Source organism: Bartonella sp. B1098 (assembly GCF_944896145.1).
In the GTDB taxonomy this organism is placed as follows: Bacteria; Pseudomonadota; Alphaproteobacteria; order Rhizobiales; family Rhizobiaceae; genus Bartonella.
On record NZ_CALYLP010000002.1, the window covers coordinates 1 to 17,766 of the forward strand.

A 17,766-nucleotide genomic window follows, 5' to 3' on the forward strand; every position below is an offset into this window, starting at 1 on the left:
GTGATGCGGGCTTGTTCTTCCGGCGTTGGGGTGCGACCATCCAATGCCCCCATTTCCTCTTTTACAATTTTTTGCATCCACAGTTTAAACTGGAGCATGGCAGCGGCTTCCCCCACTGCGCCCCCAATCGCACCAGCTGTACAATCACCACTCGCTGTCGCACCAACAATACAGCCAAGCCCTGCATGAGCGACGATCTGCATCACCGTGTCTATTTTACCCTCTGCTTTAGCGGTACCAATTTCTTCCGCTAATGTTTTGCCAAGGGTTCCTGACAAGGCAGTGCGTAGATTGTTAAAAAAGTTTTTGTCAAGTGAACCGCCTTCAAGAGCCGTTTGAACGCCCGTGCCAATGGCGGCTTTGATCAGGTTCTTTTCTGCTTCACGCGTAATGCGATCAACCAAAGGGGCGGTTTTGGATAAGGATTGTCCAACACCAGCCATCTCTGTGAATTGGCTGGTTAAACCTGCTGTCAACATTGAGGAGACAATGCCCAAAACATTCTTCGATGAGCCTAGCTCATGAAGTGCATCGGCAATGTTGCCGCGATTATTGACAAGAGCCACAGCACTTTTATTGATCAGCGCCTGTACACCTGCTTGTATCGCTGCATTCATGGCTGTGCTGGAACCAACACCCAATGTGCCAGCAATGGCACTGGCTGCACTGGAAGCTGTTCCGGCGGTAACAGCTGTCACAATCAAGGTGACTAAAGCTGCCCCTACTTCTGTGAGACCCTGCTTTTTATAATCCCAGTCTTTAAATTCAGCCTTAACAGCTTGCCAATCAACTTGCTTGGCTAATTCTGGATCATCACGCAATTGCTTGATCCATGACAATTCTGGTGAACGGGCTAACTGCTCAAGGGATTGGTCAAAATCACCGGTTTGTTCATATTCAACAACAAAGCCATCGCCCGCATCAAGCTTCATGCCCCCACCAGCTTCCATGGTCACATGCTCGATGGTCTCCTGCAGATAGCCTTTATCGCTCTCACTCCACCACACAAGGTTTTCATTACGCTGATAGGTGTCTTTAAAATCCTGATCCTTGTTGGTCAGAAACTTGATCTTCCCCTTATCTGATGCAAGATGTATCTTATCACCACTTTTTGCCCCTATGGCTTTAAGTATGAGATCCCCATCCTTGGCATGCATGGAAAGGTTGCCACCCGCTTCTATTGTGGTTTTGGTTGTGGTAACTTCGGTTGATTGTTGACGAAACTTATTCTTTTGCTTCGATTTGTCGCCTTCTTTCCCCCTAAGGTCTAAGTCAAAACTGCTAAAGTCTTGTTCTGAAACCACAGTGAGAGCACCACCACTGGTGAAATCCCCATCGCCCTTGGTTTTAAGCTTTCCTGCAAGATTAAGCTCACCGCCTGTAACAATGGTCAGATTTTCATCGCTGGTGACTTCTGCCAAATGGTGAAGAGAACTTTGAGCATTATAATGCCCTTTTTCCAAGCCTTGCTTATGATCACTCTCTAGTACCAATGAACCAATGGTCGCAGAACCATCGACAATCACTGTCGTCGAGCCACCACTGCTCCATTGCCCACCATTCATGCTTAAATCGCCAAGGGAGTGAATATTCAAATCCTGAACAGAAATGATTTGAGCCTGCTGTCCGCTCCGATCAACAAAACCATATGGATTCGTGTCACGGATTTTGGCCGTTCCATCGGCTATAGTTTCTGCATTAATGGTAATGGCATTCCCCAAAATAATCCCTGACGAATTGATAAAAAGCCCTTGACTGCTCAGATCAACAGCACCGCTGCCCAGTAAAAATCCACCATCATTCAACAAAGTTTGTGTTGTTGAAACGTTGAGTGCATCCTCACTCAAAATGGTGCCGCTATTGGCAAAACGGTCTGCCTCCAAGGTAATACCCTTGCCTTTTAAGTGTGCACTAGAAAGGTTTGCTTGCTGCGTTTTTGCCCCATAAACATCTTGTACGAGGGAAGAATTTGGAGCCAAATAAACATGGGGCACTAAAACTTCTTGCCCGTTTACAACATGTGTCTCAAGCCAGATCATATCTTTTTTGATCTCGGCAATTTGCTTTTGTGTTAATGGTTTTCCTAGCTCTAACCCTAAGGGATCTTGCTGTACGATGGCATTGTCATAAAGCCTTTGCATTTGTGCGTTGGGATCATCCACGTCTATAAGACTGCGATCCCCTGTGAGTTCAAAGATTTGCTCACTTATCAGACGATATTCATAATAGGAATCTCCTAATCTTTTAAACACTTGCTCAGGTTTATAATTGCCAACCCTTTTGAGGAAATAATCTGAGCCCAAAAATTTGCTGGGATTGATAAAATCTGGACGCGTTTCAACTAAAAACGGTACATCAGGTGTTTGGGTCTGAGCAAGCTCTGTCTGAACAGCGCTAAGCCCATCTTGCTTTGGTACTTGTATGGATTCTGGTTCTGGTGTTTGAATACTCGGTGCAAAAAGCGCTTTGTGCCCCGTCAAACCATTGATAATACTGTCTAGTCTATCATCACTGATCAGTGGTTTGGAACCGTCAAAATCAGGGTTTTTAACACCAGTCAAGCCTTTATCGCCAGAGCTTAAGCCAACTTGTTCTACCCCCTCACGCACCGCATGATTATCAATATAGCCCGTCAGCTTGGCATCAAGCGTTCCCCCCGCTTCAATCGTGCCATAAACTGCATCATAGGTGCGTGTGGGGGTTTTAACAAAAGTAGGACCATCCCATTCGTCTGCACCGTGTGCTATACACCCTGGATTGGACCAAAAATTACAGTCTTTATGTCTATAGCGTGTTTTAGTCACAATCTTGGTTGTTTCGATTAAATCGCGCCCCTCATTGAGCAGTGTATCGCCCCGCATTTCAATGTTGCCATTGGCAGAAATCAAGCTATAACTATTGCGGATATCGCCGGCATGAACTGTTAGATGACGCCCAGCTAAAATCTGTCCAGCATTATTCTTAAAATGTGCCTGCTGAAGGATGATCGTAGTATCAACATCTTCCTTTATCTGTTGGTGCTTAACATTGGTGCCTTCCCATTGTCCTGGAATGAACCGGTGAGAAACCACTTTATCGCTCACTTCAATCCCACCTTCACGCATGTTGGTGAGAGCTGAAACATCAAAACGCATATCGCCTGAGACAGCTTCTAAAAGACCCGAGCTATTGATCACATGACCAGCCCGCTCTCCACTTAAACCGTGGATGATGAGATTCTCTTCAGCAATGACATCGCCAAACTGATTGATAAAATCCCCATCTAAGGAGAGTGTTGTGGATTTCTTGGCATAAATCAGCCCGCTATTGCTCATATCCCCGCTCACATTGAGGGCAACCGCATCACCACCAGAACCAAGAATGCCTGCATTGTTCAACGTATCTGTCGTCAAAACAAAAGCGCCACTACTTTTGAGAACTCCATCTTCAGCATTTAAAACCAGAGCCGCTTGCCCCAACCTTGGATCATGATTTTCTGCGACAAGTGTAAAAAAACCTTGAGATAAAAATTGACCTGAATTTACTAATGAACCAAGCTTTGCATCAACAACACCGCCCACCATGATGCCTTGATTGCTTAAAAGACCATGACTGTTGAGAGTAAGCGCTCCACATTGTGCTTCCACAAACCCTGCATGGGTGAGTATGCCTGCACTCAATGCCACATCATAGGCGCCAACCTCACTTGTCTCGCCCATTGTCAATGTGCCATCGCTAGAAAGCTCTATTCGCTTTTTGGAAACAATGCGCCCTGTTTGATTAAGATTTTTTTGCGTGTGCAAACCAATGGCACCATTGCTTTCTATCGTGCCACTATTGCTTAAATCACCACGACTTGTCAGTTGAAGAGCACCACGCTCAACTTCCACGCGTCCTGCTTGGAGCACACTGTCTGCAACAACGGTAACTGCCCCTTGCGTAGAGATGAGACCATCAACATTCTCAAAACGCCCCACATCAATGCGCAAACCATCCCGCGCTAAAAGGTGCGCTATGCCATCACTGTGTGTTGCATCCTGTTGCTGCTGAACTGTCGTTGCAGCGCCTTTATTGACAAAAGATGTTGCAACAATCTTCATCTCACCGGCAAAAGCACTGAGAAGACCAGCCACATTGTTTATATGACCAGCACGTGTCTCTTTCAGCCCATGAATGGTGAGGGCCTCTTCAGCAATAACTCTGCCTTTTGTATTGGTCAAATCACCATCACTGGATACAGCCATGGATTTTTTTGCGTAAATCAGCCCACTATTGCTCAGATCTCCGCTCACATTGAGAGCAACCATATCACCACTAGAGCCAAGCGTACCGGCATTGTGCACTTGCCCTGCGGACAAAACAAAGCTGCCTTCACTTTGGATAAGTGCACCAGAAGCATTTTCAAGAAAAGCTTGTTGACTATCGCTCCCCTCTTGTGTGTTGATCGCCAGATGTAAATCATTGTTGGCAATCAACATCCCTTGATTTATCAAAGCACCAGCATCGGTTTTGATGCTGTCACCACGCATCATGCCATGATTGAGGATCTGATTACGTACCTGAAGGGTTAGTCCGCCACCTTGAGCTTCCACAGTCCCCGCTTGACTTAAACGATCAGCGCTCAAGAGCACATCATGCCCAAACACTGTGCTTTTCTCACCCGTTGTAAGCATGCCACCGACTATCAACGCAGCCTTCTGCAAACTAACAATATCACCCTTGTGGGTAAGTACTCCATACGCTTGAAGTGTTACATCTCCATTGGAGGAGACACTACCTTCTTGGATCAAATCACCTCTCTGGGCAGAAAGATCAACTTTTTGCCCAGCCACTAAGTGCGCACGTGATGTGAGCGCTGCTGCTTCCGCCAAAAGAAAACCGCCTGCACTATAATGACCAGCTCCTATGTTGAGCACATCAGTGGATTTCAGAACAATATTCCCCTTGGCACCAATATGGTTATTTAAAGCCGTGATTTGATTGGTTTTTATGGTCAAATCGCCAAGGGAAGAGATCCCAACTTGATCATTATCTTGCAAGCGATCCAGCTCAATAGTCGCGGCATTTATTTGTAAAAGCGCACCAGACGCAATTCGCCCACTGCCTGCCTCAAGCTTGCTCGCCTTTAAATGCAAAGAACCTGATGCTGACTGTTGGCCATCATTGCCAATGCCATTTGCCAATAGAGCATCAGAGCCAAGCTTAATCACATCGGCGTTCACATCAACATCACCGCTCGCTGCAACCCGTGCATGTTCTGCTAATTCAACCGTGTGACGCGCTTTAAGTTCAACAGAATCTTCTGAAAACAATAAGTCTTTTACATGCACGCTCTCGTGATGAGAATGCGCATGCACTGCACCTTTAGCACGGGCTTTAGCAAGCACCAACTTGCCATCACTCGTCAGTCTCATGGCGCCTGCATTGGCAACCATATCCCCCCGCATCTTAACGCCAGCCCCTTTATCGTTGGCAAGCACGCGGATCTGACCCGCATACATCCCACCAAATTCGCTGGAATCTATTGCCAATTCCGGCTCTTTGCCATCAGAACCCAGCGAAGTTGTTTCGCGTTTATCATAGTCAAAATGATTATGCCCCGCGATAACTGCTAAATCCCCTTTGACCTGTATGGGACCAGCAACACTGATCTTACGCGAAACAAGATCAAAAATATCCACTGTGCGCCCATCAATCCCTTTAGCACCAATGGTGATATCCCCACCCTCAACGTGTAAACCGCTCAAAGCCCCATTGGCACCAATAATCGGCTGTCCCGTCGATAAAGTCACCCGGGGTGTATTGATAAAGCCACAACCGTTACAGGTAATTCCATTGGGATTAGCGATAATAATATCGGCCGCATGCCCATGTACTTCGCTCACACCTTCAAGACGCGAACGATTGGCACTTACCACTTCGTTGAGAATAACCTTTGCCGCACCACTCCCCCGTAAATTGCCATTGCCAAGCACCAAACCGCCAAGCTGTGAACGCGAAACCTCCTCTGTCGAATTGTTTAAAATAACGCCATGGGCATCAACATTAAAACTGTCATATTTATTATGAGAAAGACCCTGCCCATTGGGGCGCGCTATATCAACAAGTGGTATGCCATTGCTAGCTGCTCCTATCGTAGGGCGGAAAGTAGAGCCAACCCCAGCTGCCGCTTTAATCCCTTGTGTCTCTTGAACTGGTGATCTTTGTCCACCAATTGCTTGGGCTTGCACTAACAAAGGTTGAAAAGCTAAACTAAAGCTTAAAACGAGAGAAAGCCCCTTATGGGCTCCTTGCTTTAAAATTCCAAGAATTCTCCACCCTATCTCACGTACAAATCCCACTTTATGCTTCTGCCCCTTCAATCCCCGCATCTTAACCTCCTCAAAAAAAACTCTATCTCTTTGTAAAAACACCCCAATGGGTATAAAAAGCGAGACAATCCTTTTCTGCCTCTTTGTTTTTAAAATCTCAATAACGCCCGCACTTGAAATAACCCTGTCGCATTGCCCTTTTCTATCGGCGTTGATTGGGTCAAAATATTCGAATAAGACGCATCAATATCCAAAATCTCTCCGTTTGCATGGAAACCCAATGTTGCCCCAACGAGGCTACCGCCAAAATTGTTTCTAAGGGGAGCATTGGCGACCATCCCTAGATCAAGCGCCATATAAGGTGCAATCTGCCCCATAAATTTACGCCCCATTTTCGAAGAAAAACCTGGCAACAATAGCGATAATTCATTGCGCCAAAACACCCCATTATTGCCGTAATAAACCGCCTCTCGCACACCGCGCACGGAAGAATTCCCGCCAAGCGATAGTTGTTCTGAACTAAACAATGTATCAGGGGACAATTGCCCCGAAAGCAACGTGTTATAGCGAAAATTAGACTGGTTTAGCGAAAAGGCACGCCCATACCCTAAAGAAAAAGACAACTTTGAAAATTGCCCTTTGGGGGCATTTTTTATCGAAGTTTCTTGCTTTTTATCATCATAAGCGCCCAAAATCGCTAATCCCTTATGAAACCCTATATGAGCGCTTAACTCTCCTCCCATCCATTTGCGTGAATGATCAAGCTCTAATGTCGCAATAGCTAGTTGACGGCTGGAAACATCAACCTTGCTGCCCATAATAAAATTATCAGAATATTTCTATGTCAATCGTCCTGTAATCCATGTCTTTCCCTCTTGATCGCGATCAATAACCCGTGAAATCCATGGCGTAAGCGATAAAGACTTACCGGCAGTATTAATATCAGAAAATATTCCCTTAATACTCGAATGATATTGACTCCAACTGCCATCAAGACCTACCGTCCAATAGCCATAGGGAATGGAAAATGACCCTGTTATCGTATCACTATTGGGACGCTTGCCTGAAAAATGATACGGACCTCCATTCATGGAGCGCTGATAACTAAACGACCATTGATCATTGATCCCTAATAAATCATCAACAGAAAGGCTAACGCGCGTTTGATAAAGCCCTGTTGCTTGAGCACCAAGATTATCACTGGAAAGTGTAAGGAGCCACGACTTCTGCTTATCAATATGAATATCAAGAATAGAACCACCTGCAACCTCCCCAGCACCAAGGTTGATCGTCGCATGACGAGAGAAAAGCCGATTAATTTGATCAAGTCCTTGTTCTATCGAGCGGAGACTAGCAGGGTGCCCCACTAAATTTGGAAAAGCCGTAATGATTTCCCCTTGATATTTCCTTGCAACTTTATGCCCCTCCAGAGTGATATTCTCTATTTGTCCTTCAACAACAACAATTTTAAGACGACCACCCCTTAAATCCTGTTCAGGTAAATAAGCCCGCACCGCAATATAGCCGCGCTTCATATAAAGCTTGGTTACCGCTTTGAACACATTGTTAATCTCGGAAATACCAAGACACCGCCCCTCCCAAGAGGAAATGGTGTTATGAAGGTCGGCATAAGAAATCAACTGAACACCAACAAATTCAATGCTTTTAATCAACAAACAGTTTTTTTGTGTTGAAGCACTTTGAAATAATGGAGATTCATTATCATCCTGTAATGAAATCTCATGCCTTTCGTTCCTGCGATGTAATTGTTGAAAACGCTGGTCTTGCGTTTGTTGACGTTGAATCCTCTCGGATTGATCAATCGCTTGATCACGAATGCTTTCTGCAAAACTCCCCCATGAAAAAAAGCACAAAAATGCTGCAAAAATAAAAGGAGGAAAAAACCTACGCATTCATTGTGCCCTCAAAGTGAGAAACAAAATGAACCACATCATCAGCGTCACAGAAAAAAACGCCAACCGCGTAATATTTTTTTAACTTTTTGATGAGAGTAATACTTATAACATCTAAAAGAAAAGCGTAGACTACCCTGTATAAACCCGCTTTATTGGTTGTGCAAACCATATCACTCTCCCCCGCCTCTGAAAAGCGTATAATTGCACGGTTAAATGACAATCATACATTCTATACGTTCTTAATTTTAAGGAGTTGCGTATAGTATAATTTTGAGGTGCAGGTAAAGACTGTTATTCACAAAATACATCTAATTTATTGCAACTGTTACATATGAGAGACAACAAGAGCCACTCCATTATTATCGCCTGAGAAGAAGCCAAAAAGCCCCCCCTCTAAAACTATAACAACAAACGATATCTTTTATTACCTTCATGGTTTATTATATTCAAAAGATTACCGGCTCGCTCATGCTCATAATTTATGCAAAGAACTCCCTCGTATCCCTTGTGTAAAAACTGCTGAGGATTTTTGGAAATTTGTGACGGCAGGGCGTGAATTGGGTCATTTGCATGTAAATTATGAAAATGTAGAGCCTTATCCAATAACCTTTAAAAAAGGCAATCCAAAATTAACTGATATCTCTAATCCAGAAGAATTTTACTACGTTACAGAAATGAAATTCGCAAAAATTAAAAATAGTAAGGAAAAGGATAAAACAACGGTTATTTATAACAGCAATATCACGATGACAGATATCCCTCTTGAAGCTTATGAGTATATCGTCAACGGCAAACCCGCTCTTGAATGGGTTATGGGGCGTCAATGTGTTAAGCCTGATAAAAAAAGTGGTATTGTGAATGATGCCAATCGCTATGCTGTTGAGACCATTGGCAACCCTGCCTACCCTCTAGAATTGTTTCAAAGGGTTATTACCGTAAGTTTAGAGACAATGAAAATTGTTAAGAGCCTACCAAAATTAGAAATTAGAGAAACTGAATAAGCTTATTAAGCATGCTCACATAATGGGTATGCTAATCTTATAGGGGTATAGAATATAGCTATACCTCTTTTGTAAGTTTATTAGATATAATCTTAAAAGGAATGTTTATATGCGTTCTTCTAAAAAAAGAACATTTGCACTTTTAAACACTCTATTTGGATTGCCTTTAAAAGATCATACCGTAATCTCAAATGATAGCTTTATCCTTTTCAAAAGCTCTGTTTAAAAAGAGTTACATATATTCATTTTGCTTATAGATTTTGAAGGTTTCTCAAACTCTCAAAATACCTTCAAAATATATTATTAGTTGTATCTATATCTTTATAATATCACTATAGGTTGTTATTTTAAAACCTGATAAAAATTAACCACTTGAAATATAATAACTTTTATTTTTTTGATTTAAAAAAATATATAAGGGGGCATAAAAAGAACCTTCAAAATCTTCAAAACCTTCAAAACTCATAACCAGTACTATCTTGATAGCATTTTTTATGATTATAAACTGTCTTTTAAAAAGCTTTAAAAGATCACATGCTTTCATAGGACATGTTTTAATCACTCACTAAAATAATCATTTTGTCAGTTCAATTTACTGACAGATAACTGACACATATATATTATGAGTTGAATTTATGGTTGTATTATCGATATAGGTTGTATCATTAGAATGCTAACATATTGAAATATATTGTTTTTAATTTTCTCTCATTTAAAAAAAATAATATAGGGTCTAGAGTTAACTGACAAAACTGACAACGCTGACAAAAGTCTATTAAAAGGGATTTTGCTCATCTCTATAGTTATCAGTTTCTCTTTAGATGTTTTCATAACAAGCTATAAATCACAATTATCATTTCTCTTATAAAAATGAAAAATGATGCGGTGGCTATAAAGCGGATAGCAGCTATAAAGCACGCGTGAAAAAAGCAGGGTTTCATAATCATAATGCATTTTCATAATTACGTTGCAAATGAATGCATTGGTTATAAAGACAGTTCCTATAAAAGGCTGTTAAGTTGCAAATGTGTTATAAAAGAAATTAACAGAAATCTTTAAAACCATTTAGTAAAAAATATGATAGGTTATAAAGTTAAAAATACGCATGATGAGAGCGCTTCTAAATATTATAAATGTATAGATTCAAAAAAGAACGCAATCGTTTAAGAATGCCCATAATATAGCTTTAAAAGCATATAATACAAAAGAATTATTTTATAAGCATATGATAAATATTTATACACAATGCATTTAAAAAAATCATAAAAAATATCAAAAAATATAAAATATTATTTGACAATAAATACGTATTTTGTTATATAAATAATCAAGTGATTAAAAACACTAAATCGTAAGCGGTTAAACCACGTAAGGTTTTTCCCATTCTTAAAAATACTGGCTGTCTTTTATGTTATAATTAGCATATAATGACTCTGTCGGGTGTGCTTATACCATACAATACCCTTCGCGAGGGAAAAGTATAAGCAACGGACTTACGACCGTGTTTTTAGCGCCCGATGCCCTTATAGGGTGTCAATTAAAAACTCTAATTTCGTAAGGTTTTAAATATGACAAATGTCTCAAAAAACACCTCTGTTATTTCTTCCATTTCAAATGAAACCGCTTCTGTTAATAAACAAGAGCCTGCAAAAAAATACGAATTTATTGATGATTGTGAATATATAGATGGTCATTTCTTAAAGCGAATTAGAGCTTTAAGAGATTTTGATGATGTCAAAAAAGGCGACCTCGGGGGGTATATTGAAAGTGAAGATAATCTCTCTCATGATGGCAATTGCTGGGTTTATGATAAAGCACGCGTCTTTCAAAATGCTAGGGTTTTTGAGAATGCTAAAGTAAAAAGCTTTTTTGTCGATGTTTATGGCAATGCTAAAATTTATGGCAATGCTATTTTTGAAGGCATGGCAATAAATGATTATTGTGAGGTTTATGGCAATGCTCATATTGAAAATGCCGTTATAATTGAAGGCAATGTTAAGATTTATGATAACGCCCGTGTAAGTGGGCATGCGCATATTTCTGATATGTCTGTTGTTTGTGATGATGCTCATGTCGGTGGCAATGCAAAAATAAGTGATGGTGCTTATATATGTGATCATTCTTATGTTATGGATGATGCCGTGGTTTGTGGTTCTTATGTATCAGGTTCTTCTTGTGTTCATAGCGCTGCCTCTTTAACTTCTGATGATCAAATTCATGATGAGGCAATTCCAAGATTTGGTAGTAAAGATGATTATTATCGTCATGAATATTATGATGATTATAGCTATGATGATGACAGCGCATATGAAAGTGACGCTGCTTAAATAAAGCACGGGCGCGGCGGGGGCGCCTGCTTTCTAACCAAATTCTTTCATTTTAAAAATTGAATCTTCTTTATAAAGGAATTGTGCTATGCAAAAAAAGTTTGCACTCACAAATGAGACACGTGTATTAAATAATCAAACTCTTTATCGCATTAAAGCATTAAGAGACTTTGCTGATGTTAAGGCTGGGGATTTAGGTGGCTTTATTGCAAATGAAAGTAACCTTTCTCATGATGGCAATTGCTGGGTATATGATAAAGCTCTTGTTTTAAATACTGCCTATATTTATGAAAATGCAAAAGTTTCTAATAACGCTATTATCATGGGCTTTGTTTATGGCAATGCGCATGTTTGTGACCGCGCCCGCGTTTATGCAAATGCTCATGTTTATGACAATGCGCATCTTTCTTATAACGCTTGGGTTTATCAATATGCAAGGGTTTATGGGAATGCAAAATTGTCAGGAAGTGCTCGTATTCATAACAATGCCGTGGTTTATGATCATGCTGTTGTGAGTGGCGCTGCAAAAATATATGGCAAGGTTTATGGTAATGCTAGCGTGGGGTCTCATACTGATGTTTATGGCTCTGTTTATGGGAATGCGAAAATCTCTGATTATATCGTGATTAGAGGCAAGGTCTATGGCAATGCAAGGATAAAAAGACATAGCGGTTTATGTTGGGTTCCCATAAATTGTGAGGTTTATGAAAGCGATCACGTTGTCAAGATTATTGAAAACAAAGCAGCATAAATAAAAGCAGCGGCGCGGCGGGGGCGCCCCCTCTTTAAAACATTTCATTTAAAAATTTAAATCTCTTTATAAAGGAATTGTGCTATGCAAAAAAAGTTTGCACTCACAAATGAGACACGTGTATTAAATAATCAAACTCTTTATCGTATTAAAGCATTAAGAGACTTTGCTGATGTTAAAGCCGGCTCTTTAGGTGGCTTTATTGAAAAGGAAGATAACCTCTCTCATGATGGTAATTGCTGGGTTTATGATGAGGCTCTTGTGTTTAAAAATGGTCACGTTTATGAAAATGCAAGAGTTTTTGGCAATGCTATCACTTGTGGTCGTGTGTATGGTCATGCGCGGGTTTATGATAATGCTATCGTTGCTGGTCATGTCTATGATAGTGCTCATGTCTATGGCAATGCTGTTATTTCTGATAATTCCCATGTCTATGGCAATGCTCATGTTTATGGCAAGGCTATTATTTATGATAAAGCCTCTGTTTATGATAATGCTAGGGTTTATGACAATGCTCGTATAGCAAATAACGTGCATGTTTGTGAAAATGCTCATATCCATGGCATTGCTGTTATTCGTAAAAATGTCGGGGGGTCTACTGAGATTAAAACCTATATTGAACGGCTTTCCCCTTATGGAGAATTAGAGATTGTCTATGTCTCTCCAAAAATAAAGCAGCATAATTGAATGCTCGGGCGTTGCGGGGGCGCCCTTCTTTTAAATTTTCCATTCCAAATTTTAGCAAACGTTTATCACATTAGATTGTGAGGGTATCCTTATGTCTAAAAAATATGAATTAACCAATCAAACAAAACAAATTAAAGATAGATTAACAAAACAAATTACAAACCTTTATCGCATTCGGGCTTTAAAAGATTTTGATGATGTCAAGGCTGGTGATCTAGGTGGCTATATCGAAAATGAAAGCAATTTATCACACTATGGCAATTGCTGGGTTTATGATGAGGCTCTTGTTTATGGCTATGCTCATGTGAGTGGTTGCGCCCGTGTTTATAGCAATTCCCATATTTATAATCATGCGCGCGTTTCTCATGATGCTTTTGTTTATGATCATGCAAGGATCTATGGTCATTCAAAGGTTTCTGGGTCTGCTTGTATTTACAGCAGTGCAAAAATTTATGGACAAGCTGCTATCAAAGGCTTTGCAAAGATTTATGGCAAGGTCTATGGCAATGCTATAGTGAGTGGTCGTGCCGCGGTTTATGGCTCTGTTTATGGCAATGCGAAAATCTCTGGTTATGTCAAGGTTTGGGGTCGTGCCTATGGAAGAGCAAAAATAGATACACAAAGTAAAATAAGATTGGTTCCCGATAATTATGAGGTCTATAAAAGCGATGAGGTTGTAAAGATTGAGAAATAAAACAAATAATAGTGTGTGAGTGCCTTCTTTATGGCTATAAATGCATTATAAGCATTGTTTAAAACGTATCATAAAAGAGAGAATTCAAAAAGAAAGCCGTGCCATTAATATGACGCGGCTTTTCAATAGAGGTATGTGCAAATAATTCATACAAACGAAATTAACAATGAATGCCTATATACAAAACGTATTATATTGCAAGCGCTTTATTGTCTTTATGAAAACTTATCAAAAGAACCTTAAATGATGGCTATAATTTTGATAGCATGCATTTAAATGAGAGAGTGAATTTAGAAACTATAAACATTTGTTATAGCTATCAAACGTATAATCATAACGTCCATTTCTTAAAGAGATTCATTTGAAACAAAGCACATTATCAAAACGCTTCTTAAAACGTTTTAATATACTACTAAGCTCAAAATTGAGTTGAGTGAATTCAAATAACGCATTGTCTAAAATCAAAACATATTAAATAAATCAAAACGCTTTTATCAAATCTAAGGCTTTTAAGATTTGCTCTGCTGTGAAATCTAGATCTTTGTTTTTTCGTAAATGAAACGTTCTTAAAAACAAATGATAACTGTTATAAAACATCAGTTTCAAACGTTTAAACATTCACTTAAAGAGGTCCTTATAAGCGTCTTTTTACTTTTCTTTAAAACCTAATCTTTTTAAAAATTAGCCGGCTCAATTTTGAGTTGGCAAAATCAACCAATCCAATTTTGGAGGCGTTAAATTTAGAATAGAGCATTCTTTAAACATTATCGCTTTTTTCTAAAATTTTAGAAAAATCCTATGTCTTTATGATGCTACAATGGTTTTGAATTTTGCTTGCTTATCTTTGTCTAATAGGTGCCCCCATTTAACTTTGTATTTTTAAACGATAACTTTTAAAACGTCTTTTGATAGCTTGCTTGCATATGTCAAAAAAAGCTTTTGACATAAGATATAACATTTTGAATTTTATATCTGTTATGATGATAGTGTCTGTATAATTGCCTGCCTATCGTTTTCTAAATTTTTAGAAAGCGTTTTAAAAACGATTTTGTCTTTAAATCTTTTTATGCGCCCTTAATAAATGAAAATCTATAAGCTTATAAAAGTTTCAAACGATTATTTTCCTTTTAAGGTTTCGCTCAAAAAAGAGCAAAATACATACCATTCTTTAAACCCATGAAATTATGTTATCGATAATTTAAAACGACTAAATTTTAAAACAATGCGATTTGTGAGTGATAAAAACGTATCATAAAATTTATAAACTGTTATGAATGATAGCTGCTTTTCATTTCATTTGAATACACACATGCATTATAATATTTGCATCATGATTTGCTTTTTATGCTCTATTCATACGTGGCAATTGTTTATAAAAAATGGTCAAATGAATCACGTATAAAAGGGTGGATTCTTAAGTGGATTCATATAAAATAATTGAGCTCAACATATTGACTTTATTGTGCTTTTTATGATAAATTCTTGTTAAGATTATAAAAATACTCAGTAACCCCTAATCCCCATGGTGCATATCCAACCGCTGTTGCAATAAATTTCTTTTGCTGTCTTGATTTACGATTTCTTAAGAACATCTAATTTAATATCCCCTTATCTAAATCCATAACTTTACCTATGGGTTTATTTGCCTCAAATTGGACCGTACAGTAGCGTTTTTATTTTCAATGTGGTTTTCATCATAAAAATCTAAAATCGTTCTGTACGGTACTTTTTTAGCTATTTAAACCCATATCTAATCTCAAAACCATCAGCACTTTTCACTATTTTGCTGTTTATCATTCAATACCCTTTAAAACCTCTTCCATGCCATTTAAGAGCTCTTCAAGGCTCTTTTCGGTTCTTTCTGTACGGTCTGATGATATCGTCGCCTCTTGATTTTTGCTCTTGATTTCTGGCTTTTGAAGATTCTTAAGAATGCGATTTGCTTGGTAACGAATATCGCTTTCAAGCTTTTCGCAGTAACGATAAAAATCTGCTGTTGATGGCATAAAAGTTGTGTTTAAGCCCTCTGCTTTGCCTTTCAAAACGTTCTTTGTTGCTGTTTGCAATATCCAGCTGCTTATGCCTTCAAGAGCATAAAAATACGCAAGCGCCGTTGCTTTCTCATCTGATCCCATGGGGCTTTTGAGACCATTTGAAAGGACAAGAAACGCTGTTTGGATTTCTTCTTCAGTTGCTTTTTTTTCAAGCTTTTGCAAAGCATCAGTAACCAATGCTGTAACTCTCTCCGCTTCTGCACTCAATGGCTTTTGCCCCGTTTTCCAAAGGAATGGTGGTTCTGTCATCATCCTCGAATAAAAATTTGTACACACTATCTGAATTTTTGATATGGGACATGTGCTGTGCAACTCGATAACTCCAGCCACGCTGTTGTTCTGTTTGAGAATTGGTTTGTTTTCCATAATTTTCTCCTTGTTTGTAATTTTTTGAATTTCTCACCCAGTTACGCCATGTTGCTTGCCAATCACGTTTGCTAGCGTCCTTACCCGTCTTGGCATTCCAATAATCTCGAAATTTTGCGATTTCGACTTTCACACGCTCTGGAGGCAAGCCCTCTTCGATTGCAAAATCGTAATCGGGTTCAAAATCCGCAGGCAATCGACAACCTCGATTAGCTTTCGCACGTTTTGCTTTTTTCGGAACGCTTTTTTGCTCGTGAATGATTGGTTGGTTTTCTGATGATGTTGCGTTTTGATCTGATTGAACATCATCACACTCGATTGGCTCGTCAACCAAATCGCTTGTTTCTAAATCTTCAAACTCAGTTTCTTTTTTTGATAAAACGATAGTTTTATTTTTTTTATTATATATGTGGTTGTGGTTGTGATTGGCATCATTAAGCATTGCATTAGCATTGCTACAAGCATTGCTAATAGCATCCTTAGCATCATCATCACTGTTATCTTTATTTTTATCCCATCTTGCCTTTGCTGCCTTTTGTGCTCTTTCTGAAAACTTATTTAAATTTTCGTTTGAGTTATTGAGTTCCTCTTCAACTTGTAAACTCCATAAACGACCATCTTCTAAACATATGATCTTCTTATCACGTAATAAAAACTCTAACGCTTTATTAAAGATCTTTTTTGAACATCCCGCACTATGTGCTAATTTATCTTGATCACAAAAAATGGGTTCTCCACTTTTACGCATGTGCCATTTCAATGTAACGTATGTCGCTATTTGAAAGGCTTTCATGCCATTTGTTTCTGCAAGACAATCTGAAGGGAAGCTGCGAACCCAAGCTAATTTAGTTGACATGCATTGCCTCGTCTCTTTTCTTACTCCACCTCATACTCGCTGCTTTTGAAGCTCTTTCTGAAAATTTACTGATGCCATAATCAAAAGCGAGTGACTTATGCCATAAGCCACCATTCTCTAAACGCGTAATATGACCCGTGCTTATTAAGGTCTCTAATGTCTTTTGAAACGTTCTTACTGAACACCCACACCAACTTGATAAATAAGACGCATTATTCATAAGAGGCGCTTTCTTATCATTCATAAGCAACACAAGGGTTGTATAAACTGCCTTCTCTGTTGCTTTTAAACCCATAAGCTCTTTTAAAAACTTATCTGTACTAAACTTTACACACGCTACTTTATTAATAGATATCATTCGTGCTCTCCCTTTCTTTAACTAAATGTAAAATTGCTAAAGCATCCGCTTCGTTATCATCACAAGGCGCGTGTCCTTTTGCACGCATTGCCTTTATCATCTCTTCTTTCGACGCATTCCCCTTGCCTGTTGTCGCTTTCTTAATCGTACAAACCGGTATCCCCTCATACGGTATCTGATGATGTTCACACCACGCCGTTAACGTTGCTAACAAACCACCGTAAACATGCGCTGCATCGGTTCCAACATGACGCCTCACCTCTTCAAAATACACCGCGTCAATTTGACCTGCTGTCTGCTTTATTTCATTAAGCCATTGTTTAAAGCGTAAATAACGCATCCCACCGCCTTCAAAACGGCGTGATTTAAAATCAACGGTGCCACTAAATATGTCACCACTCCATCCACACATCGCCCACCCCGTCTTCGTCCCTAGATCAAAACAAAGAATTGTATAAGACATCGC

10 protein-coding genes and 2 pseudogenes are annotated in these 17,766 nt (G+C 39.5%); 5 read left to right on the top strand and 7 right to left on the bottom strand.

All coding sequences use genetic code 11. The features are described 5' to 3' along the window. Both NNJ85_RS00035 and NNJ85_RS00040 read right to left on the bottom strand, forming a co-directional pair. A partial coding sequence (locus tag NNJ85_RS00035) for a DUF637 domain-containing protein (protein ID WP_254472602.1) occupies positions 1-6,350 on the bottom strand: 6,350 nt, incomplete at its 3' end. 89 nt (positions 6,351-6,439) lie between these two features. Further along, positions 6,440-8,203, bottom strand: a pseudogene (locus NNJ85_RS00040) (ShlB/FhaC/HecB family hemolysin secretion/activation protein). 404 nt (positions 8,204-8,607) lie between these two features. Between NNJ85_RS00040 and NNJ85_RS00045 the strand changes: the two are divergent. The 5 genes and pseudogenes from NNJ85_RS00045 to NNJ85_RS00065 form a co-directional block, all read left to right on the top strand. Continuing rightward, positions 8,608-9,207 (top strand): annotated as a pseudogene (locus NNJ85_RS00045) (type ISP restriction/modification enzyme); the annotation flags it as partial. A 1,568-nt stretch (positions 9,208-10,775) separates the two neighbouring features. Further along, the gene (locus tag NNJ85_RS00050; RefSeq protein WP_254472604.1) at positions 10,776-11,534 is read left to right on the top strand and encodes a hypothetical protein; all 759 of its coding nucleotides are present in this window, start codon (positions 10,776-10,778) and stop codon (positions 11,532-11,534) included. A gap of 88 nt (positions 11,535-11,622) precedes the next feature. After that, positions 11,623-12,285, top strand: coding sequence for a hypothetical protein (locus tag NNJ85_RS00055; RefSeq protein ID WP_254472606.1), 663 nt, complete (start codon positions 11,623-11,625; stop codon positions 12,283-12,285). Between the two features lie 84 nt (positions 12,286-12,369). Further along, positions 12,370-12,972 (top strand): hypothetical protein, encoded by a 603-nt coding sequence (locus NNJ85_RS00060; protein WP_254472608.1) that lies wholly within the window; start codon positions 12,370-12,372, stop codon positions 12,970-12,972. A gap of 91 nt (positions 12,973-13,063) precedes the next feature. Next, the gene (locus NNJ85_RS00065) at positions 13,064-13,666 is read left to right on the top strand and encodes a hypothetical protein (protein ID WP_254472610.1); all 603 of its coding nucleotides are present in this window, start codon (positions 13,064-13,066) and stop codon (positions 13,664-13,666) included. A gap of 1,469 nt (positions 13,667-15,135) precedes the next feature. On the opposite strand, the gene NNJ85_RS09635 is transcribed toward NNJ85_RS00065, so the two are convergent. The 5 genes from NNJ85_RS09635 to NNJ85_RS00085 all read right to left on the bottom strand — a co-directional run bounded on the left by NNJ85_RS09635 (position 15,136) and on the right by NNJ85_RS00085 (position 17,763). Then, positions 15,136-15,258 (bottom strand): hypothetical protein, encoded by a 123-nt coding sequence (locus NNJ85_RS09635; RefSeq protein WP_256480984.1) that lies wholly within the window; start codon positions 15,256-15,258, stop codon positions 15,136-15,138. Positions 15,259-15,459: 201 nt separating this feature from the next. Further along, a complete protein-coding gene (locus tag NNJ85_RS00070; protein WP_254472611.1) occupies positions 15,460-15,927 on the bottom strand; it encodes a hypothetical protein in 468 nt (155 codons plus the stop codon). Then, positions 15,887-16,942: a hypothetical protein gene (locus NNJ85_RS00075; RefSeq protein ID WP_254472612.1), complete on the bottom strand. Its 1,056-nt coding sequence runs from the start codon at positions 16,940-16,942 to the stop codon at positions 15,887-15,889. The genes NNJ85_RS00070 and NNJ85_RS00075 overlap by 41 nt, the downstream gene beginning before the upstream one ends. Further along, a complete protein-coding gene (locus NNJ85_RS00080) occupies positions 16,932-17,297 on the bottom strand; it encodes a DUF1376 domain-containing protein (protein ID WP_371923319.1) in 366 nt (121 codons plus the stop codon). The genes NNJ85_RS00075 and NNJ85_RS00080 overlap by 11 nt, the downstream gene beginning before the upstream one ends. Then, a complete protein-coding gene (locus tag NNJ85_RS00085) occupies positions 17,287-17,763 on the bottom strand; it encodes a crossover junction endodeoxyribonuclease RuvC (RefSeq protein WP_254472614.1) in 477 nt (158 codons plus the stop codon). The genes NNJ85_RS00080 and NNJ85_RS00085 overlap by 11 nt, the downstream gene beginning before the upstream one ends. Between the last annotated feature and the right edge of the window lie 3 nt (positions 17,764-17,766).